The sequence below is a fragment of the Mesorhizobium sp. M1217 genome (genome assembly GCF_040318275.1).
In the GTDB taxonomy this organism is placed as follows: Bacteria; Pseudomonadota; Alphaproteobacteria; order Rhizobiales; family Rhizobiaceae; genus Mesorhizobium.
On record NZ_JAMYMA010000006.1, the window covers coordinates 215759 to 233472 of the forward strand.

General features: G+C 61.8%; 27 protein-coding genes. 8 read left to right on the forward strand and 19 right to left on the reverse strand.

Going from position 1 to position 17714, the window contains the following annotated elements:
• Positions 1–11: 11 nt before the first annotated feature.
• The 5 genes from NKH37_RS12595 to NKH37_RS12615 all read right to left on the reverse strand — a co-directional run bounded on the left by NKH37_RS12595 (position 12) and on the right by NKH37_RS12615 (position 4288).
• Positions 12–1073 carry an ABC transporter substrate-binding protein gene (locus tag NKH37_RS12595; RefSeq protein ID WP_352481612.1) on the reverse strand — a complete coding sequence of 354 codons (1062 nt, stop codon included), beginning with the start codon at positions 1071–1073 and terminating at the stop codon, positions 12–14.
• A 53-nt stretch (positions 1074–1126) separates the two neighbouring features.
• Entirely contained in the window at positions 1127–2101 is a 975-nt protein-coding gene (locus tag NKH37_RS12600; protein ID WP_353003487.1) for a PfkB family carbohydrate kinase, read from the reverse strand.
• On the reverse strand, positions 2098–3138 hold the full coding sequence (locus NKH37_RS12605) for an ADP-ribosylglycohydrolase family protein (RefSeq protein ID WP_023721296.1): 1041 nt from the start codon (positions 3136–3138) through the stop codon (positions 2098–2100). The genes NKH37_RS12600 and NKH37_RS12605 overlap by 4 nt, the downstream gene beginning before the upstream one ends.
• Before the next feature lie 3 nt (positions 3139–3141).
• Positions 3142–3867, reverse strand: coding sequence for a GntR family transcriptional regulator (locus tag NKH37_RS12610; RefSeq protein WP_023721297.1), 726 nt, complete (start codon positions 3865–3867; stop codon positions 3142–3144).
• A gap of 166 nt (positions 3868–4033) precedes the next feature.
• Positions 4034–4288 carry a hypothetical protein gene (locus NKH37_RS12615; RefSeq protein WP_023721298.1) on the reverse strand — a complete coding sequence of 85 codons (255 nt, stop codon included), beginning with the start codon at positions 4286–4288 and terminating at the stop codon, positions 4034–4036.
• A 274-nt stretch (positions 4289–4562) separates the two neighbouring features.
• On the opposite strand from NKH37_RS12615, the gene NKH37_RS12620 reads away from it, so the two are divergent.
• Positions 4563–4895 (forward strand): hypothetical protein, encoded by a 333-nt coding sequence (locus NKH37_RS12620; protein WP_023721299.1) that lies wholly within the window; start codon positions 4563–4565, stop codon positions 4893–4895.
• Between the two features lie 143 nt (positions 4896–5038).
• Here NKH37_RS12620 and NKH37_RS12625 read toward each other — a convergent pair whose 3' ends face one another.
• Positions 5039–5689, reverse strand: a complete 651-nt coding sequence (locus tag NKH37_RS12625; RefSeq protein ID WP_353003489.1) for a hypothetical protein — start codon at positions 5687–5689, stop codon at positions 5039–5041.
• A 272-nt stretch (positions 5690–5961) separates the two neighbouring features.
• Between NKH37_RS12625 and NKH37_RS12630 the strand changes: the two genes are divergently transcribed.
• A complete protein-coding gene (locus tag NKH37_RS12630; protein ID WP_353003490.1) occupies positions 5962–6372 on the forward strand; it encodes a hypothetical protein in 411 nt (136 codons plus the stop codon).
• Between the two features lie 124 nt (positions 6373–6496).
• On the opposite strand, the gene NKH37_RS12635 is transcribed toward NKH37_RS12630, so the two are convergent.
• From NKH37_RS12635 to NKH37_RS12650, 4 genes are all read right to left on the reverse strand, one after another.
• Complete coding sequence (locus NKH37_RS12635; RefSeq protein ID WP_352589766.1) at positions 6497–6727, reverse strand: DUF2934 domain-containing protein; 231 nt, start codon at positions 6725–6727, stop codon at positions 6497–6499.
• 83 nt (positions 6728–6810) lie between these two features.
• Positions 6811–7023: a hypothetical protein gene (locus NKH37_RS12640; RefSeq protein ID WP_352524156.1), complete on the reverse strand. Its 213-nt coding sequence runs from the start codon at positions 7021–7023 to the stop codon at positions 6811–6813.
• Between the two features lie 123 nt (positions 7024–7146).
• On the reverse strand, positions 7147–7452 hold the full coding sequence (locus tag NKH37_RS12645) for a DUF1236 domain-containing protein (protein WP_031195423.1): 306 nt from the start codon (positions 7450–7452) through the stop codon (positions 7147–7149).
• Positions 7453–7829: 377 nt separating this feature from the next.
• The gene (locus tag NKH37_RS12650) at positions 7830–8126 is read right to left on the reverse strand and encodes a hypothetical protein (RefSeq protein WP_352481617.1); all 297 of its coding nucleotides are present in this window, start codon (positions 8124–8126) and stop codon (positions 7830–7832) included.
• A gap of 170 nt (positions 8127–8296) precedes the next feature.
• On the opposite strand from NKH37_RS12650, the gene NKH37_RS12655 reads away from it, so the two are divergent.
• The gene (locus NKH37_RS12655; RefSeq protein WP_023723033.1) at positions 8297–8572 is read left to right on the forward strand and encodes a hypothetical protein; all 276 of its coding nucleotides are present in this window, start codon (positions 8297–8299) and stop codon (positions 8570–8572) included.
• A 63-nt stretch (positions 8573–8635) separates the two neighbouring features.
• Here NKH37_RS12655 and NKH37_RS12660 read toward each other — a convergent pair whose 3' ends face one another.
• From NKH37_RS12660 to NKH37_RS12685, 6 genes are all read right to left on the reverse strand, one after another.
• Positions 8636–8935, reverse strand: coding sequence for a hypothetical protein (locus tag NKH37_RS12660; protein WP_353003492.1), 300 nt, complete (start codon positions 8933–8935; stop codon positions 8636–8638).
• 174 nt (positions 8936–9109) lie between these two features.
• Positions 9110–9433: a hypothetical protein gene (locus NKH37_RS12665; protein ID WP_353003735.1), complete on the reverse strand. Its 324-nt coding sequence runs from the start codon at positions 9431–9433 to the stop codon at positions 9110–9112.
• Positions 9433–9636 carry a hypothetical protein gene (locus tag NKH37_RS12670; protein WP_023723036.1) on the reverse strand — a complete coding sequence of 68 codons (204 nt, stop codon included), beginning with the start codon at positions 9634–9636 and terminating at the stop codon, positions 9433–9435. The genes NKH37_RS12665 and NKH37_RS12670 overlap by 1 nt, the downstream gene beginning before the upstream one ends.
• The gene (locus NKH37_RS12675) at positions 9621–9890 is read right to left on the reverse strand and encodes a hypothetical protein (RefSeq protein ID WP_353003494.1); all 270 of its coding nucleotides are present in this window, start codon (positions 9888–9890) and stop codon (positions 9621–9623) included. The genes NKH37_RS12670 and NKH37_RS12675 overlap by 16 nt, the downstream gene beginning before the upstream one ends.
• On the reverse strand, positions 9890–10102 hold the full coding sequence (locus NKH37_RS12680; RefSeq protein ID WP_352788666.1) for a hypothetical protein: 213 nt from the start codon (positions 10100–10102) through the stop codon (positions 9890–9892). The genes NKH37_RS12675 and NKH37_RS12680 overlap by 1 nt, the downstream gene beginning before the upstream one ends.
• Position 10103: 1 nt before the next feature.
• Complete coding sequence (locus tag NKH37_RS12685) at positions 10104–10901, reverse strand: N-acetylmuramidase family protein (RefSeq protein WP_352964453.1); 798 nt, start codon at positions 10899–10901, stop codon at positions 10104–10106.
• Between the two features lie 150 nt (positions 10902–11051).
• On the opposite strand from NKH37_RS12685, the gene NKH37_RS12690 reads away from it, so the two are divergent.
• From NKH37_RS12690 to NKH37_RS12710, 5 genes are all read left to right on the forward strand, one after another.
• The gene (locus NKH37_RS12690) at positions 11052–11237 is read left to right on the forward strand and encodes a hypothetical protein (protein ID WP_353003496.1); all 186 of its coding nucleotides are present in this window, start codon (positions 11052–11054) and stop codon (positions 11235–11237) included.
• Positions 11238–11408: 171 nt separating this feature from the next.
• The gene (locus tag NKH37_RS12695; RefSeq protein WP_353041062.1) at positions 11409–11558 is read left to right on the forward strand and encodes a hypothetical protein; all 150 of its coding nucleotides are present in this window, start codon (positions 11409–11411) and stop codon (positions 11556–11558) included.
• Between the two features lie 182 nt (positions 11559–11740).
• Complete coding sequence (locus NKH37_RS12700) at positions 11741–11908, forward strand: hypothetical protein (RefSeq protein WP_352549019.1); 168 nt, start codon at positions 11741–11743, stop codon at positions 11906–11908.
• Positions 11909–12072: 164 nt separating this feature from the next.
• Positions 12073–12246, forward strand: a complete 174-nt coding sequence (locus tag NKH37_RS12705) for a hypothetical protein (RefSeq protein WP_352788670.1) — start codon at positions 12073–12075, stop codon at positions 12244–12246.
• Between the two features lie 179 nt (positions 12247–12425).
• Positions 12426–12980 (forward strand): acyltransferase, encoded by a 555-nt coding sequence (locus tag NKH37_RS12710; protein ID WP_352964447.1) that lies wholly within the window; start codon positions 12426–12428, stop codon positions 12978–12980.
• Here the strand turns inward: NKH37_RS12710 and NKH37_RS12715 are convergent.
• The 3 genes from NKH37_RS12715 to NKH37_RS12725 all read right to left on the reverse strand — a co-directional run bounded on the left by NKH37_RS12715 (position 12963) and on the right by NKH37_RS12725 (position 17488).
• Complete coding sequence (locus tag NKH37_RS12715) at positions 12963–13676, reverse strand: class I SAM-dependent methyltransferase (RefSeq protein WP_352964444.1); 714 nt, start codon at positions 13674–13676, stop codon at positions 12963–12965. The two genes, NKH37_RS12710 and NKH37_RS12715, sit on opposite strands and share 18 nt — an antisense overlap.
• A gap of 64 nt (positions 13677–13740) precedes the next feature.
• The gene (locus NKH37_RS12720; protein ID WP_353003499.1) at positions 13741–16953 is read right to left on the reverse strand and encodes an SGNH/GDSL hydrolase family protein; all 3213 of its coding nucleotides are present in this window, start codon (positions 16951–16953) and stop codon (positions 13741–13743) included.
• Between the two features lie 160 nt (positions 16954–17113).
• Complete coding sequence (locus tag NKH37_RS12725; RefSeq protein WP_353003501.1) at positions 17114–17488, reverse strand: hypothetical protein; 375 nt, start codon at positions 17486–17488, stop codon at positions 17114–17116.
• Positions 17489–17714 lie beyond the last annotated feature (226 nt).

The window sequence follows — 17714 nt, forward strand, 5'->3', positions numbered from 1 at the left end:
GGCTTCTGCTGTTACTTCACGTCGACCTTGAGCTGCTGCCAGAGCGCCAGATAGGTCTCGCGCTGCGCGTCAGTAATCGGCGCCTGGAACTGGATGCGCTTGGCGACTGCCGGGTCGCCCATCACCTTGCGGTTGAAGGAACCCTCTGGCAGCGCTTCGACCGCCTTGGTGTTGGCCGACACCGGCGCGCCGACCTTGGTAACCCATTCGACATAGAACTTTGGGTCGATCATGTAGTTGATGAAGGCTTGCGCCCCGGCGACGTTCTTGGAACCGACCGGAATGGAAAAGGCGTCAAGCCAGGCGACGGCACCCTCCTGGGGAATGACCAGCGAGACCGGCAGCTTGAAATGCGTCTTGGCGCGGTCGGCCGAGCCGCTCCAATAGGTGCCGATGTCGATCTGGTTGGAGGCAACCATCTGGTTCCAGTCGTTCTCCGAGCTCCAGAACGTCTTGATCTGCGGCATCAGCGAGGTCAGCTTCGCCTTGACCGCCTCCATGTCCTTGACGTCGTTGATGTTCTGGCCGGTAGCGATGGCGCCGAACTGCACGGCCTCGACGGCATCGTCACGGATGGTAACGCGGCCCTTGTGGGCGGGATCCCACATTTCGGCGATGCTGGTCGGCGGCTTGTCGAATGACTTGTCGTTGATGGCGAGCGCCGTCAGCCCCCAAACCCACGGCACCCCATAGACCTTGCCGTCATGGACAAGCATCGATGATCCGGCCTTGTCCTTGCTGATGTCGGCATAGTTCGCCAGCTTGGACGTGTCGATCGGCTGAATGAGCTTTTCCGCCATCGCCTGATCGTTGAAGGCGGCATTGATCATGACGACATCGTAAAGGCCGGGATTGGTCCTGAGCTTGGTCAGCATTTCCTGTTCGGAATTGAAAAAGTCGTTGACGACCTTGTTGCCGGTTGCCTTTTCGAAGGCGGCTATGGCCCAGGGCTCGTCGGCGCCATAGCCCTTCCAGTTGAGTACGTGCACCTCGTCGGCCCTGGCGGCCAGCGTAAGCGCCGAAGCGAAGACAGCGGTTGCCGTCAGAAAAGCAGTCAGTTTGGGCATGCGCATGTTCGTTCCTCTCATTGTTGCCCGGTTGGCGGGCTTGTTATCCCATTAGGCTGTCAGAAATGGGCCTCTTGTTTCCGGCCATGCACGGTCGTCGGTCGATCGTCATGGCTGAGGAATCGCTGGATCTCCTGGTCGTTCGGCGCCATCGACCCGCCATGGCGGGTGACCGAGAGCGCCGCCGCCGCATTGGCGTAACGCGCCGCTTCGAACGGCGACACGCCGTGCGAGAGCGCGCTGACGAAGGCGCCGATATGAGTGTCGCCGGCGCCGTTGGTGTCTACCGCCGCGACCTTGAACCCGGGCACATCTTGGGCGGTGCCGTCGGCCAGCCGCACGAAGCAGCCTTTTGCGCCAGCGCGGACGACCACGCCTGCCGCGTTGGGGCAGTGGCTGGCCAGCAGCCGGGCAGCAATAGCCTCGACATCGCCGGTGCCGGCGATCTCAGCCGCTTCGGCGGCGTTGCAGCTCAGCCAGCTCGCGCGCGCCAGCACCCGGTCGAGAATGGTGCGCGGAATGTCTGAAATGATCGGCGTCGGATCGAAGACCAAAGGAATTTCCGCCGGCAGCACCTCGATCCAGTCGACAAGCGCCTCTCGGCTTCCCGGATAGCTAACCGTATAGCCGGAGGTGAACACCCAGTCGCCCGGTGCGACCGAAATGAGCGCCATCATGTCAAGGCTGAGCAAACTCTCTGCACCAGGCCACGAGACAAAGGTGCGCTCGGCATCGCTCGAGATCATGGCGACGCAATTGCCACTGTCCAGAACCGGCGATGCCCGCGTCAGTGTCTCGATCCCCTCCGTGGCTAAGGCCGCGCGCAGGAAGTCGCCATTGGGTCCGCTGCCGAGCTGGCCGCCGAACACCACCTTCATGCCGGTGCGGCTGGCCGCGACCATCATGTTGAAGCCGCCGCCGGCGACTTGTGCAAAGCTCGATGCGGTCTTCTCCGTGCCCGGTGCCGGCAAGGCATCGATGCGGTAGACATAGTCGACTACCGCGCTGCCGATGTGGACGAGACGCCCGCTCATGCTGCCGCATCCTTGCCGGACCTGCTCTTCGCCGTCCGCAGGGCGACCAAGTCGGCGGCGAGCGCGCGCACCCGCCCAATGTCTAGGCCTTTGATCCGGGCGATGTGTTTTTGTGGCAATCGGGAAAAGCCGGTGCAGGCACCGGCCATGCCGGCCGCGATGGCGCCGATCGTGTCGGTGTCGCCACCGAGATTGGCGCTGATGACTGCCGCTTGCCAGGGATCGCCGCCGGCGACTTCCAGCACCGCGAATGCAGCCGGAACGGACTCCTGACTGGCGACGCCGGTGCCGACCAAATCGGTGATCAGCCGGATCGCGTCGCTCGTCTCCTTGCCGCGTACGAGCTTCTGCGCCCACCCAATGCGCGCGGCGATGTCACCGCCGGTCACCCAATAGCCGAGCGTTGCCCCGTGCCTCGCCCCGGCGATGGCTCTGTCGGAAGCGGCGCGCCAGTCACCGCCAGCGATGCCGCGACTGATGGCGGCAGCGACCGCTGCGGCCGAAGCGATTGCGATTGACGTGTTGTGCGTCGCCCTGCAAGTTTCGGCCACTTTGCCGACCAGTGCGTCAAGCGGCTCTGGCGGCATCATGATGCCGACTGGCGCGATGCGCATGGCTGCACCATTTGTGTCGCCGCTGCGTCCCGCTTCCTCGGCTGGCATACCGTTATTGATGGCGTCGATGGCGCGTTTGGTTGATGGTCCCAGCAGATCGTAGCTGCCGCGCGCCTTGACATCGCGTTCCCAGTCGAGCAGCGCGTTGACCCACCGCGCATGGTCGAACCGGTTACCGGATTCGACCAGGATACGGCCAAGCAGAAGCGCCTGTTCTGTGTCGTCGGTGATCGTCCCGGCCGGGAGTCCCTTCGACACCGGATGGTCGGCGAAAGGAGCAATGAAGTCCTCGACATGACCGTAGAGTTCGGCAATCCGCGCCGGCGACAAAAGCTGCGTCGGCATTCCCAGCGCATCTCCCAGTGCCCCGCCCACAAGCGCTCCCATGGCCCGATCGGTTATGTTCCCGGTGTCGTCCGGCATCACTCAGAACCTCATATGCAGCGCAAAATGCGCCGGGTTTAGCAGGCTGGTCACATATTCGATCGGCCGGTCATCGGCGGCGCGGGTCAAGCGGCAACCGCGCAGGAACGGCGTGCCTTGCGGGCAGCCGAGGATTGCGGCGTCCTCTGGGTTGAGCATTTCGATGCCGACCCATTCCTCGCCATGGTCTGGAATGAGACCGGCGCCGCGGAGCGTCTGGTGGAGCGAGCCTTCGCGCAGACCGCGTAACGGCACGTCCTCCAGTTCGGGTGACAATGGCAGGCGGCTGCGCTCAATGGAGATAGCGTGGCCGTCGCTGGCATTGGTGCGCACCCGATCGACAGCGATGAAAAACGGGTTTTCTATACCAAGCAGTGCGGCAAGATCAGGGTCCTCGATCACCTCGAGCCGCAGCGTCCGCGTCTCGGCATTTGCGCCGGCGTTGGCGAGCGCCCGCGACCAACCGATTGAGTCATCGACGGGCTTGCCATCGAAGGTGACGAAAGAGCCGATGCCCACCTTGGTGGTGATCAGCCCGCGGCTGGACAGTTCCTCGAGGCCCTTGCGAACGGTGTTGCGGCTGACGGAGAAACGCTGGACGAGCTCGTTCTCGCTTTGCAACCGGTCGCCGAAGCCCAGAACACCGGAGCGGATTTCATGTTCGAGAACCGTGGCGATCTGTTCGGGCTTGCCCGTACCGGGAGACGATGGGACCACGCGGCGGACCATAGGCATACCTGTTCATTGCACCTGTATAGTCCTGTGCAATGTATCTGCAACGCCAGCTCTGTCAACCGACGGCGGAGGGGCCACACAGATAAACCAAGCTGCTTGATGATACCCAGCGGCCGTGAAGGCCAGCGAGGTGCGGCGGGCGAACGGGGTCGCTGGAGATTCACTGTTCGCTGCTGGAAGACCCCTCGGCTGCCCCGTCACCATCGGCAGAATGCGGCAGAATGCCGAAGTCGCGCGACTTGGTCCCATGCGCCGCCGTCAGGAAGCCATCGGCTGTGAGGCCTCGCCTCAAAAGTTCGCGTACCGCAGCCGACCGGCTCGGCATGCGCTTGTCGAAGCGCCAGTTCTCCAATGCCGCCAGTTCATCGACGGTCAGCATGATCTGCAATCGTTCCGGGCGTTCCAGTTCGGACATCTCGGCCTCCAGCCATACCAGGCTAAAATTAGCTGAGTTAGTATGTTCCTAATTCTTTGTAGAGTTAGGTATATTGGCAGAGTACGTCAAGACCTCCAGATGCATGATCCGTGCAGAAGTCCGATGAGGCGGATTAAGCATCAAATGGGCAATCAACAAAATACGCTAACTACTTGGCACAACACGATTTTTGATGATTTTCGCTTGCCAATCGCGGACCCTGGGCGCATGGTAGAACACGAGGGACAAACCGCTCCCGAAAGGAAGGTTTTCCATGCGCTACGGATTTTCGGTTCGCCTGCACGAAGACGTCAGTTCCCGAGTCCGAGCTACATTGCGGTCCGGGATTGCCATCAATCTGACTGCTGTCGCCGAAGCCGCGCGACTGCAGAACCTTGCCGAGAATGTTGCGCGCGAAGACATCGAATGGCTCGTCATGCAAGCAGCCCAGCTCCAAGGCGCAGCTATCGAGTTCGACGGCTTCGCGGAAACCGATCTGGCGGAGTTCGCGTGCCCCGAACCGATGCAAAGCAGTCCCGCGCTGGGTCGGGACGCCTTGGAGGGCGGGGTGACCGTTTCGCCGGATTTTGGCCGTCAAACGCATTGAGGCGCGTGCTCTTGTGAGCCCCCGTCATGCTGCCGCCACGTGCTCGGCAAAAAGCCCGCCATTATGGCGGGCTTTGGACTGATGGAGGTTTGGTGGACGAAGGCCTCTCGGCCGGTCGGACATTTCATTCCGATGTATTCGCCCTAGCGGCGCGCGATCAGCAGGCACAACTGGCGCAAATCGCTGTCATAAGTGCCTTTGCTGCTCAGCACGTCGACGCAGCGCTTCTTCATCCTGGCCAACTTGTCGCCCGACATGTCGGCGACGACCTGGGGTAAGCTGGGATTGTTGGGATTGCTGGGATTGGACGGGCTGCCCGGGTTGGACGGATTGCTCGGATTGGTACCACCGCCGATCCCGACACCGGCGCCGACATTGATGCCGCTGCCGATCCCGACCCCCGCGCCGGCCCTGACGCCGCTGCCGACACCTACCCCCGCGCCGGCGGCAATGCCACCGGAACCGCCGATCGTGGCGCCGGCACCGGCGTTGATGCCGCTTCTGCCCCCGACCGACGCGCCGGCGCCCGCGGCAATGCCGCTGGAACCGCCAACCGTTGCGCCGGCGCCGGCGTTGATGCCGCGACTGCCGCCCAGCGACGCACCGAGGCCGGCCTTGATGCCGCCGCTGCCCCCAACCGTTGCGCCGGCACCAGCGTTGATGCCCTGGCGGCCACCAACCGTCGCGCCGAGGCCGGCTTTGATGCCGCCGTTATGATGGTCATAACACTCTCCTTGCTGTAGTTGCGCTGAACAGCCCGCGACATCGCCGGTTGCAGACCTACTAATTTGCAAGAAGATTATCGGTTTCTTTGCCGATCAACTTACTGGCCTCATGGTATCTGTTCACACAACAGCCGAGTGAAGTTTGTAGTGAAATTTTCCGAAAGTTTTACTTCGAGAAGGTCCTCTGCCGGGTGAAGCAATGCGAGCGTCAACTGACGGGCGCCGCGATAGACGAACGTCGCCGCAACGGTCAGCGATCGAAATAAGGCGAATTCTTAAATCTGAAAACGACTACATCAATCCGACACGACGCAATAGAAAACGGGCCGAGAAGGTCCACCATGCGCGTGTTTGCTTCACCGTGCTGCGCCATTTTTGCCGGAACATTTCCGTCGCCCGCATTGTTTTCTCTGCAGTCGCCATGCGACGACAACCGAATGATGGAGATCAACATGCTTACGAAAATCCTGACAGCCTCCATACTTGCAGCCGGTCTGGCGACCGCGGCGATGGCCCAGAATGCCGGCTCGGACAACAATGCGCCTGGCAGTGAGAAGAGCATCGTCGTCCAGCCCAAGCCGAATGGCATCGACCTTGGCACGACCAGCAGCACGATGGGCACGACGGGTGCCATGAACTCCAATGCGGATCAAAACTGCCCTGCAACCCCGCAAGGTGCCCAACCCGATGCGTCCAACAAGCCTGCCGGGACGGTTTCCCCGACTGTCAACGACAACAATTGCGGTAAGTAGTAAGCCACGACAATCCGGCTTACCATCGCGGGTGGGCGGCAGCGGGACTGGTTAGGACTGGTCCCGCCTTACGATGGGCCAACCGAACCACGAGATCCAGCGATGCAATCAAATCCGCTCGAGTTCACGCTTTGCGCGGTCGCGCCTTGGGTTTGGTTCCCTCTTTGGCGGCCGGCGTCGGCTTAGGCTGGCGTGCTTTCGGCTTCGGCCGGCTGGCGGTCTCCTGCGCGGCGGTTTCTGCGTCGATCTCGGCGGTAGCCTGATCCCAATGCTGCTGATGCGCCCCGTCGGGCCTGCCTGCCTGTTCCCAGATCGCGTGTGCCCGCTGGCGAATCCGTTCCTGCCTGTCCGTCACTGTTGCCTCCGTCGGCTCGGTTCATGCGTAAGCAACTTTGTTCTAGCCGAAATTTCGACCCGCGTCTTGAGCGGCAGGCACCGTTATTGAGCCTCTCTGTCACACAGGACAGCAACGCCGAGGAGCGCCGCCTTCTTGATGATCAGCCCTTCAAGATCGGCGTCCGAGCGCTCCGTTCCAGTGCGTTCGCGCAACAGCGCAATCGCTGCCTTCATCGACAGCAGGCCATCGCCTCGTTCAGCAAGCAGTTTGTCGACGGCTGCGGCCACGTTGGTCGGCTCGACATGCGGCAGCATGGGAATGGCTCCTTTCCTTGTTTCGAGACGACAGCGGCTCCATCCCGATCCTTCGGGATGGAGCTCTTTTGATAATTTAGACCGTGACCTTTCCAAATCCGGTTCGCGGTTTGGGAACGCCGGTCACTCGATGACGTGCACGATCCTGCGCGTGCCGGGGTCGACGAGCACGGTGCGACCGTCGACGACGACGTATCTGTATTGCACGTCGGGAACATCGATCGGTTGCAGCTCGACCGTATCGGGCAACGTGGAACCGATATTGAGCTCCACCCCCAGAAGATTGATCGACGCCAACGGGTGCTTGTGGACGTATTCGCGGATGACCGTCTGCTGTTCGGGCGTGACAATCACCTGGTCTGCGGTGGCCACGCCGACGCCGGCGAGCAACACCAATCCCGCCGCAGCAGGAACAAGGTGGATTTTCATCGTCTACTCCTGTTGTTACGGGCCTCGCCTTTACGGTTGCGACGCGGCATTCCGGTCGAAGCGGCGAACCCTCTAGGCAAACGCCCAGGCCACCTTGTTGTTCCGTAAGTGGCGGCTAATCGAATAGCGGTGAAGTGCCCGTGCGGTGCGGCGAATGGACTGCGGATGAACTGCGGTGGCCCGCGTCGCAAGACGCGGGCCGATCGGTTTCCCGATCAGCAGCGATACCGGAGGGGGTGATATCGGCTGCGTCTAAAACAACATTTAGGACAAGCTAATGTTCGTAGGCGACTGCAACAAACCTGCCGGCTCGAACGGCGCGGCGTTACCGCCCGTCGCAGCCCCATGGGCAGCCCCTGTGGCAGCAAATGAAGCGGCTACTGCTTGGGCGGCTGTGGCGGCACATCGCCGGGCTTGATCACCGGGGTCCTACCCTCATCCGGCGGCGGCGCCGCCATGCCCTGATCGCCCGTTGGCGGCGGGTTCAGCACCCCACCGCATGGCTCGAGCATATCGGACAAATTGTTGCCGGCCGGCTGCTGCTGCTGGCTGTTCTTGTCCGGCGGCTCGACCTTGCAGCGGTCGAATTGCGACTGTTCGCCCGGCTGCGCGGATGCCGGCACCGCCAGCACCAGCGCGCCTAGCATGTACGGCAAGAAAATGAGCGGTCTCATGTCGAGCTCCTTTCGCGCCAGGATCGTCTGACTTGTGAAGCCAGGCAGGCGCGATTGGTTCCGTCGTGCGGCAATGCGCCCGGACCGCAGTGGGCCGGGAACCGGCCGCCAGACTTATGAGTTCAACCACTGAGCCAGTTCAGGGCCGCCGACATTATGGAGAACCAGCGATGGAACCGCGCAGGAAAGAACGAACCGACGACGAGACGGAGAGCCCGACCATCCAGCAGCAGGACTGGGATGCCATCCGGAGTGGGAGAATTCTCCCAGACGGCGTGCCGCAAAACGGCGACATCCGTTACGACGTCGAGAAAGACGGCGAACTGCCGGAGGAGGATGACGACAACGCTTACCAGGAAAGCGACGAGGCCTTGCCGGACGATACCGATGAACGCGTTATTTCACGCGATCTCGCACGTGAAGGTGGTCCTTTCGACGAAGAATGAGCCACCGCCTTTCGCACTGCCCTCGCTGTCCGCGTCGGCGGCCGGATGAAAAAGCCCCTGCTTTCAATTCGGGAGGTCGAAGACCGGCTCCTGGCAGCGATAGACCAGACATTGACCGTCACCCGTCTTGATATACGCGGCGCGCGGCACCTGCGGCCAGTCGCATTCATTGCCGAATTGGCGGACGTAACGGTCGTAGGTGTTCTGGCCGGTGGTGAGCACCACCGAGCGATGCCTCTGGATCAGAAGCTGCGTCTGTTCGCATGTCATCGCGCGGCTGTCCGGCCGGGCGTCGGCCGTCGCGGCAAACAGAAGCGCCCCCGCTGTCAGGACTGCCGCTTGTGTCAGGACTCTGGCAAGCATGACACCATCTCCCGTGAAGCCTAACGCGCATCTTGGTCTGGCAGGCGTCGGATCGAGCCGCCCTGTCGCGAAGGAAAGATCGTACAGAATGCCAGGGAAAATGCAAAAAGCCCGCCGCACCTTTCGACGCGGCGGGCTCAAATGAACATCACTCTTTTGTCAGGCTTGGGCGGCTTACTCCTCCTTCACCGGCCCGAACCGGCGCACGATCACCTCGAAGACGATATCCGAGATCCACATCGCCGAGACGCCGATGAGGAACGCGGCGGCGAGCGTCGCGGTGTCGTCGTCCGGAGAAGGAATGGGCAGGCCGGCGGCGCGGAAATAATGCACGACCGGCAGCGTCAGATAGGCCGCCGCCAGCGCGCCGCAGATCGGCGAGGCCACCATTTCGCGGACCTTGTAGCGATGACGCGACAAAGCCCGCAAAATACCGCCGGAAAGGCCGGCGACCAGCACCGGCGCCTTGATGCCCAGAACGTCGAGCAGCTCATGCATCATGGCGTCCACCCACACCATCTGGCACCCTGCCCGTTGAAGGCGTTCATCTCGTCGAGCTCGGGCCGGGTCACGGCGGCGACGATGGCCGCCGATGGCCGGCGCGGCTGGTTGTGGTCGCACCAGACCTGGCGCGGATTGCCGGCCGGCGCGGTTGTCGTGCAGCCGGCGAGCACCAGGCAGAGGATCAGCGCTTTGCCCATTTCCCAGCCTCCGCTCGTGCTGCCGCATCGGTCATGCCGGCGGCCTTGCGCTCTTCTGCGGCGGCCTCGCGGTTCATTTCGAGGCGATCTTCTCCGGCCGCGACTTTTGCCTCGGCCTGTTTGGCCGCCTCCTTCTTCGCCCGGTTGATGCCGCCCGCAACATAAAGGCCGATGCCGCCGGCCACAGCGGCGAATACCGTCATGACGAGCTTGTTGCCGATGATGGCGCTGAGAATGGCGAGGAGTGCGGCCATCACAAATCCTCCGCGCGGCGGCGGCGCAGGAACTCGGTCAAAACGCCGTTGACCACAAGAAACCAGGGGAACCATTCCCCCGGAATGATCGGCGAAAGAACCTGCGGGTCGACATAGGTGACGATGCTCGCGATGACGCCGATGGCCGCCTGAAACCGCGCCCAGAATATTGTCTCGCTGTCGCAGAAAAAGCTCTTGATCCGGGTCCACATGTCATTTCCTTCCAAACAGTTTGAGGATGGCTGATAGTTTCAGGACGGCGGCGATCAGCGCTGCCCAGAAGCCGGGCTTGGCGACAGCCACGGGAGGCGCAGAGGGCGCGGCGGCCGGCGGTAGAACGGCAATCGGTTTTGCTGACTCTGGCGGAGCTGCGGGGACGACCGCCGATGACACCGGACCGGCAGACGGCCACGGCGTGTCCTTGATGCGCGACCATTTGCGATAGGCCTCGGCAAGCCTGGTGTCGTAGGAGTTCTTGCGATAGCCGGAGCCGTTGTAGCCCTTGGCGAATCCCGCCCAGTCGTGATTGCGCAAATTGTCGTCGAGCCGCTTCTCGACGATGAAATCGATCGCTGCGCCGAGCTGCAGCGCCTCGTCCGCCATCATCGCCTCGACCATCGCCTGCACGGTAGGAAAGCCGGCGGCTTTGAAATTCTCGCCGAGAACCTGGCCCAAGCCCCATGAGGCGGATTTGAGCGCCGCGGTTTCGTCGATCGCACAAGCTGCCCTGAGCCGTGGGTAGCTATCCCTTGGATAGGGCTTCTCGCCCCATTTCGGATAGGCGAGGCCGGCGGCTACCGCTTTTGCCCGCTTGGCACCCGACAGGTTGCGGTAGAAGACGTGCGGTTCGAACAGGATGACCGGCCGGCCAACGGCGTCGAAGCCGTGCCCGCTGGTTTCAACATCGAGGAACGCGTGGATCTCGTCCTCGCCGACGCCGATCCGGGCGCCGAGTTTCGGCAAGTCTATGTCATCGAGGCGCCTCGCGGCGCCCTTGAATGAAAGGTCCATGGGCAGTCCTTTCCGCCCTTGTGGGCAGGTTTTGAGGTTGAAAAACGGATGCGTGGCGGCAAAGCAGAATTGGGCGGCAGCGCGTGCCGATGTGGCAAGGAAGGTTGATGTTTTCGACCCGCCGTGTGAAATGGGCGCGGGATGGTGCACATGCCTGATGATGAACAAACCGCTGCGGCGCGCTGGTCGGTGAGGTCCGAGCTCCGCGCCGTCGGTCGCGACAAGCCGCTGCTGCTGGTGCTGGCGGCGATCCTCTGCCTCTATTGTGCGTTTATCGCCGGACCGATCGTCTATGCGGTGCTGGCCATCAACGGCATTGCGGATTTCTTCAAATAGAGCCGGTTCCGGCGATCTCGCGCCGGTCCGGCGCGCTGCGTCTACCGGCCCGAAATTGCTCGGCCTGGATGAAATTGCTTAGCCGGATGAAACTGTTCGCGTATATCGTTCGTACCTGTAGCGGGTGTGGGAGGACACGTGACGATAAGAATCAGGCTTCCAGGCGGAACTTTGAAGATCAAGAAAAACGACGAGCTGCGGCGTCGCGAGCAGAAGTGCGAGGTGCCGGTTTGGCAGGTCGGCAATTACTTCGTCATCTGGTGGCCGAGCAGCGTGTCCGATCGCCCATCCTCGCCCAAGAAACTCCCGCCCAGGAAATAGCCCGCACACCAGACGATCCCCGACCGGGCGCTGGCGCCTTCGTGCAGGATCAGGAACCGCCCTGCGCGCGCCAAACCTCCAGGACCGCTCGCCAAATCCCAAAAATAGTCAGCGGGCAGGCGTTGACTCTTCCGCCACGGAAGGTCTCTGGTGCTGCATTGCACAATGGGGTGGCGGAATCGATGGCGGTGCGTATCAGGATGCCTGGCGGCACGCTGAAGGTGAAAGTGTATCGCGAATTGCGCGATCGCGAACGCGCCCGCCGCATACCCGTCGTCAGGCTCGGCCGCGTCTATTTCACCTGGTGGTCGAACCGCCAGCGCCTGATTGACGAACAGTCGCCAGGATGAAGCTCCGTCGCCCGGGCATGCGCCTGCCCGCCCGGCACCGCGAAGCCTGCGCCGGCCAGCTCGCAAAATAAGTTGATGGTGCTGCTGTTGACTCTTCCGTAACGGAAGGTCTCTACTTACCGCATTGCACACAATTGCTGCGTTGCACAACGGGAGTTGGACCGATGGCAGTGCGTATCAGGTTGCCGGGCGGCACTCTGAAGATGAAGACCTATCGTGAGTTGCGAGCCCGGGAACGCGACCGCCGCGTTCCCGTGATGAAGATGGGCTCGCTGTATTTTGTCTGGTGGTCGAAAGGCCAGGAATCTCACGAGAAGCCGCAGGACAGCAGGCGCTAGCCGCTGGCGGCGGCGGACGCAGTTTCGGTGACGGCGAAGATCTTGCCTTGTGAACTCGCTACTTTCCCGCTGCGCTGGATGCTTGCACTCTCGCTTGACAGTGCTCATTGGTTGACAGCGCGATTTAGATAATCCAGACCGGTCGCACATCGCTATCTCGTTTCGGGCAAAACCAATAAATGCGTTTCGTGCCACCGTTCTTGCAGCGCTTAGCCGGCATCAAGGCCGGTGCCGGCACGAAGATGGACCTGCGCAGCGTACACACCGCTCGGCGCGGCCGTCACTCCATCGGCGAACGTTGCATCTTAAGCTCGTATTTTTCGTTCGACCGGCCTGACGCGCAGATCGTTATCGGAAATGGAACCTACATCGGCAAGAGCCATCTAGTGGCAGCAGACCGCATCGAGATCGGGAATGACGTGATCATAAGTTGGGGGACAACGATTGTTGACCACAACTCCCATGCAACAGCATGGCAAAATCGGACGGCTGACGTCGCTGACTGGCATCAGGGCAAGAAGGACTGGACGAATATCACAATGGCGCCGGTGAAAATTGAAGACAACGTCTTCATCGGCTTCAATGTTATCATTCTCAAAGGTGTGACGATCGGCAGAGGGGCTGTCGTCGGTGCGGGATCTGTAGTGACCAAAGACGTGCCCCCCTTGACTATGGTCGGGGGCAATCCAGCAAAACCTATTGGCGCGAAAAATCCATCAGCTGGTCGAGCATAGTGCCCCAGCCATGTAGGCCATGCTGCGCATCGCGGTTTTGGGTGCGATTTTCAACGACCCCGTTCGGATTTGGTGCTTTAGCCAACCTTTTGAGCGGCCCGCCAGATACTGCTCATAGGGCAAGCTTTGGCCAAAAGCCTTTAGCCGTTCGACCTTTAGCCCGGATGTTTTGAGAAGGTTTTCAAACGTCTGGATCGTGTAGAAGTTGATATGCCCAAACGGCCCCGACATCCGAATGGCTTTGCTAAGATCTCGCGTATGTTCCAAAGGCACTTCGATATAGAGCTTCTTGCAAACCCGAGCCGCCTCCCTCAGAAACATCCGTTCGTGCTCGACATGCTCGACCACGTGGATTGCCAATCCCAGGTCGAAGGACTTGTCGGGATGGGGGATGTGATATCCGTCAAAACGCAAGACGCTTTTGAGATTGGGAATTTTCCGCGAGTTGATCGCCTCGATACCCGAAGAAGAAATCTCGACCACCGCCAAGGTCTTTCCGATCCCACGCTTGTTGAGTTTGTCCAGCACGGCGCCTTCGCCGCCGCCGATATCGAGTATCGTGTCGAAGATTTCGCCTTGGACAAAGTCTTCGACGTGGTCGACTGACTGAACAGAAGCAATCTCGCGTTTCGCGTGCACCTTGTCGCCGGCATAGTAGTCATCGTATATCGCAATAATGCTGTCGGCGTTGGCCATGGCACTGGGCTCCCCTTCGGGGAAACCCTGCCATAACCCACGAACCGCGTCCAGTGTCGACTAGTTATCCCCTTTCCGCGACGTGTTCGATGAAGCGCTGCGCGTTGCCGTCATGGCCGGCATCGTTGAAATGCAAACCCTCTTGGTAGTTGCCCGAGCTAATATAGTCGAACCCATCAATCGGGATGCTCAGCACATTGCGGGACCTATAGGCCTGACGGATTGCGCCGAGGGCGGCATCGTAGGTACGGCCTGACGTGTAGCTTGCATCCCATGCCGCCGATGGCCGCGTGGGCGGCATCACGATGATGCGGGGAGCCAAGGCCGCTTCCAGCGTGTTGAGGATCGTCGCGATGGTGGACGAAATGGACGATGGCGCAGTGCCAAAGCTATCGTTGATGCCGAGCGCCAGAACCGGCACGATCTTGCCACCGGCATAACCACATTGAACAATGGCAGAGGTAAGACGCGCCGTATTGTAGGACGAGAAGGTAAAGCTCCCATGTGCCGCGCGCAGCGTGCGCAAACGTGCGCGCGAAGCAGTTGCCTTTATGCCAAGCCGGATAAGCCCGGTGATCTCGACCGGCCCGCCAACCGTTGTAAGAGTGTAATTGCCACTCGCGGCCTGCCCGGTAAGCGACGGTCCAGAAAACTGGTCAAGCACCAGAGCCCCGGCAGCATTGACCGTCTTGTAGGCCGCGCCACCGTTAAAGGCGAAGGCAAGCGAGCCCTGGCCGGCGTCCTGAGTATAGTGCACGTCGACCTGTTCATAGGCGCCGGTGAACGTGAGAGACGCGCCGGCCGCCAAGATGATGCTTTCGCCGATCGGCCCGCGCGTTCCGGTCGAGACGGTTCCAGCAGCCGTGACGCCATAGAAAGCCGGCGTATAGCTGGAAGAGGGCCGCAAAGCGGTCATGCCCGGCTCGTCGGCAGCGATGCCGATGTTGGCGAAACTGGTGACATGGTTGAACCAGTGCTTCGGCCCATCGCTGGCAAGCGCCCAAAGACCGATGCTGTCCGCGATCAGACAAAGCACGTCATTGTTGGCGATGTGTTCCGCCATCTTCGCCCGAAAGCCATCGTACAGATTCTGCAGCGACGGCCGACTTGGGATGAAGAACCGGCGCCCGCCGACAGATGGCTTTCCGGGTCCCCAAAATCCATCGCCGGTTGCGGGCATTGCAGTCAGCGCGAAACTGCCGTGATCGACATAGGGTTGCGGATGCTGCGCCGCGGCGGCCGCAAAAATTGCGGTGGCGTCAGAGACGCCGGTGTGATCGGCATCCTTCAACAAGCCGATGCCGGCGGCCGCCGCCCCATTGGTCGTTGGCGGATTTAAGGCGCGCGAGACATCGGCGATGATGCCAGTCTTGATCGTGAATGAAACCTCGAAACGGTGCGCCCCTTGCTCGATGACGGCTGCGCCATTCGACAGTGCTCCCGATTTCACCCACGCTCGAATGCCGAGCGGATTACTGTTCGCCTGATATTTGTAGCCGCCACCACTGATCGCTGGATATTGCCCGACCGCAATCGGAATGCCGAGCGATAGCTTGGCGACGCCATTCAACAAGTCGACGGGCGTGGTGCTAATCACATTGACGGTGGGGCCAGCCGCAATATCAACAACGTGGATCTTGGCAGCGCCGTTGGCTGCGGCTCCGACATTAACTTCAGTGATGTAGCCACTGACTGAAGACGGGATTTCAGGGATGACGCTGTAGCTAGCCGGTGTATCCGTCCCCGTGTTGACCAGCGTTGGCCATCCGATCATCTGCGTGGTGCCGATCGCCTGATTAATGCCGGCAAGTGCCGCCGCAGCCGCGCGTGCTTTGCCGGCTACTTCGCCGCTAAAGGTTGCCCTCCATTGTGGACCATTTATCGCGCTTATAGTCTTGACCATGTGCGACCCAGGAATTGCCCCTGTGAACCACTCGACTTCGCCGTTCGGAATTGCCCCGGCAGTGTAGTACCAGCTGCCAGCACCAGTGCGTTGGACGCCCATGACACTGCCGGCAGGCTTCAGGATCGCGAGCCCCGAAACAACTGACGACGGGCCGGCTGGAGCGGATATCGTCTGCTCGGAAACCAGGCTAAGCGTCCCGTCGGCCTCAACGTGGGCTAAGACGATATGTGCTGTCCCCGGCACGGCGCCAAATCCAAGCTCCAGCGTCGACAGATATTCATCGACAGCCGACAGCGACCCTGGCCAGAAAAAGACGTTGTCGTTGGCAACGACCGTGCCGCCGACAGAACCAGTGATTGGGACTGGCCCCACAGTCCGTGAGCTGATCAGGGCAATTTCCGCCGGTGACGCGCGAATGCCGGTGTCGACGGCAATCGGGCCTGCCCCGACGCTGTACAGCCCCACAATGCCGGCGCTGACCTCCGTCCAAAAATACTCGCCGACATCGACATTCCTGCCAAGCACCGCCACCGCCGCTGCGCCGGCCAGCCCTGCCGACGCCACAAAGCTGAGCGTCGGCGCCACCGTGTAGGAGCCCGGCGCCGTGATCAGTATCTGCGTCAGCGCCCCGCCCGCCACCACGAAGCGGCCGGCGGCGCCCGAACCGGTGCCGCCGGTAAACGCCAGGTCGAACGTGCCATTGGCGCCGCCCGAGCCTGCCGTGATCGGACCGTTGCCGACGATGCCGAAGCCGATTGCCGCCCCAGTCGTCGGGAAAATGCCTTTGCCGTAGAGCGAAGCGTCGCGTGCGGCCTGGGCGCTGACGACGGCCGCCGCGGCGGCGACGGCATCGGAATTGGTGGCAGCCCGGTCCGCCGTGGTTTGGCCGGCATTCGCGGCGGAAGCGGCTGCGCTGGCCGATGCCTGGCCGGCGCTGGTTTCCGCAGCATCCTTCAAGGCCTGGGTTTCATCGCGCAGCGCTTCGACCTCTTCGACCACGTCGGCGATGTCGGGCGGAACGGATGCGGCGATGGTGATGGCATCGGCGCCGACGGCCGGCTCGTCGGCCGTGAATTCGAACACGCGGTCGGCATTGACCGACCCGATCTGGGTGTGAACGGTCGTGCCCTTCTGCAGGGTGCGCGTCGTGCGGGCGTCGGCGGCACGGAACCATTCGCCTGCGCTCGCCGTGTAGATGCCGTTCTGCGTCGGGTCGGCCTGGTCCTTGACCAGCACGCGGTCGCCGATTTCGGCCGGCACGCCGTCGATGGCCTGCAGGCCGTGCAGGAGGATGTCGGCCGTGGTTGCGAGGCGCACGGGTTCGCGTTCGCCGGTCAGGAGACGAACGGCGGCAGTTGCAGGTCGGGACATGAGGGCTTGCTCCATAAAAAAAGCCCCGCATGAGCGAGGCTGGAAGGGGGTTCGGTGCTGGCGGTGGGAAATCTAAGCTGCGCGGCCGGACACCGCGTTATCCGGCGCGGCCGGTGTATTCACGGACAATTTTGCGGACAGCGAGCAACGCGGTCCAGGGCTATAGCGATCCGCCAATGAGCCTTCTTGTGCCGCCGATCTCCGCCAGCCCACAGGCCATGCCGGCGCAGTCGGCGACCCAGTCGAGGATATCCATGTCGCGCGCGATCAGCTGCGCGCCCTGAAGAAGCTCGATCGCCGCGCCGGTAATGGCGAGGAGCACGACCAGCCTCGTCTTGTGTTCCGGCCAGCCGAGGCTTCCGAGTGCCGCCAACGCAGCGAACGCCGCGGCGTGGTTGAGCTTGTCATGGTGGAAGGTGAAGCCCATGTCCAACTCCTGCAGGAAGCGCACCGGCGAAAGCGCGAGCAGGAGAACACCGGCCAAGGTAAGCAGAAAAGCGATCCTTGCCATGGTCGCAAAAGAGTCTGTGCGCAACAGGTCAATCCTTCATCTGAAACGGGAGGCGATCCAGAAGGCACCGCCAACTGACCGCTCTGCGGTTAGCGGGCCATAAGCCAGCATCGTGAAAGCACTAAAAGATTAGTATAGCTGGTTGAACCAAGCTGCTTTGCCGCGGCTCTTTGCGATCGAAGTCTGGGCAATGCGCCTGCTTGCTGCTCGAGTTCGGGGCTTGCCGATGATCACCGCACGGTAGAACCTT

Coding starts and splice junctions, on each gene's coding strand:
- NKH37_RS12650 (WP_352481617.1), bottom strand. CDS start 8,126: ATGAGACCGCTCATTTTCTTGCCGTACATGCTAGGCGCGCTGGTGCTG.
- NKH37_RS12610 (WP_023721297.1), bottom strand. CDS start 3,867: ATGGTCCGCCGCGTGGTCCCATCGTCTCCCGGTACGGGCAAGCCCGAA.
- NKH37_RS12710 (WP_352964447.1), top strand. CDS start 12,426: ATGCGTTTCGTGCCACCGTTCTTGCAGCGCTTAGCCGGCATCAAGGCC.
- NKH37_RS12685 (WP_352964453.1), bottom strand. CDS start 10,901: ATGGACCTTTCATTCAAGGGCGCCGCGAGGCGCCTCGATGACATAGAC.
- NKH37_RS12705 (WP_352788670.1), top strand. CDS start 12,073: ATGGCAGTGCGTATCAGGTTGCCGGGCGGCACTCTGAAGATGAAGACC.
- NKH37_RS12605 (WP_023721296.1), bottom strand. CDS start 3,138: ATGCCGGACGACACCGGGAACATAACCGATCGGGCCATGGGAGCGCTT.
- NKH37_RS12640 (WP_352524156.1), bottom strand. CDS start 7,023: ATGCTGCCGCATGTCGAGCCGACCAACGTGGCCGCAGCCGTCGACAAA.
- NKH37_RS12600 (WP_353003487.1), bottom strand. CDS start 2,101: ATGAGCGGGCGTCTCGTCCACATCGGCAGCGCGGTAGTCGACTATGTC.
- NKH37_RS12665 (WP_353003735.1), bottom strand. CDS start 9,433: ATGCATGAGCTGCTCGACGTTCTGGGCATCAAGGCGCCGGTGCTGGTC.
- NKH37_RS12680 (WP_352788666.1), bottom strand. CDS start 10,102: ATGTGGACCCGGATCAAGAGCTTTTTCTGCGACAGCGAGACAATATTC.
- NKH37_RS12700 (WP_352549019.1), top strand. CDS start 11,741: ATGGCGGTGCGTATCAGGATGCCTGGCGGCACGCTGAAGGTGAAAGTG.
- NKH37_RS12675 (WP_353003494.1), bottom strand. CDS start 9,890: ATGGCCGCACTCCTCGCCATTCTCAGCGCCATCATCGGCAACAAGCTC.
- NKH37_RS12620 (WP_023721299.1), top strand. CDS start 4,563: ATGCGCTACGGATTTTCGGTTCGCCTGCACGAAGACGTCAGTTCCCGA.
- NKH37_RS12660 (WP_353003492.1), bottom strand. CDS start 8,935: ATGCTTGCCAGAGTCCTGACACAAGCGGCAGTCCTGACAGCGGGGGCG.
- NKH37_RS12690 (WP_353003496.1), top strand. CDS start 11,052: ATGCCTGATGATGAACAAACCGCTGCGGCGCGCTGGTCGGTGAGGTCC.
- NKH37_RS12655 (WP_023723033.1), top strand. CDS start 8,297: ATGGAACCGCGCAGGAAAGAACGAACCGACGACGAGACGGAGAGCCCG.
- NKH37_RS12615 (WP_023721298.1), bottom strand. CDS start 4,288: ATGTCCGAACTGGAACGCCCGGAACGATTGCAGATCATGCTGACCGTC.
- NKH37_RS12715 (WP_352964444.1), bottom strand. CDS start 13,676: ATGGCCAACGCCGACAGCATTATTGCGATATACGATGACTACTATGCC.
- NKH37_RS12670 (WP_023723036.1), bottom strand. CDS start 9,636: ATGGGCAAAGCGCTGATCCTCTGCCTGGTGCTCGCCGGCTGCACGACA.
- NKH37_RS12630 (WP_353003490.1), top strand. CDS start 5,962: ATGCGCGTGTTTGCTTCACCGTGCTGCGCCATTTTTGCCGGAACATTT.
- NKH37_RS12645 (WP_031195423.1), bottom strand. CDS start 7,452: ATGAAAATCCACCTTGTTCCTGCTGCGGCGGGATTGGTGTTGCTCGCC.
- NKH37_RS12720 (WP_353003499.1), bottom strand. CDS start 16,953: ATGTCCCGACCTGCAACTGCCGCCGTTCGTCTCCTGACCGGCGAACGC.
- NKH37_RS12595 (WP_352481612.1), bottom strand. CDS start 1,073: ATGCGCATGCCCAAACTGACTGCTTTTCTGACGGCAACCGCTGTCTTC.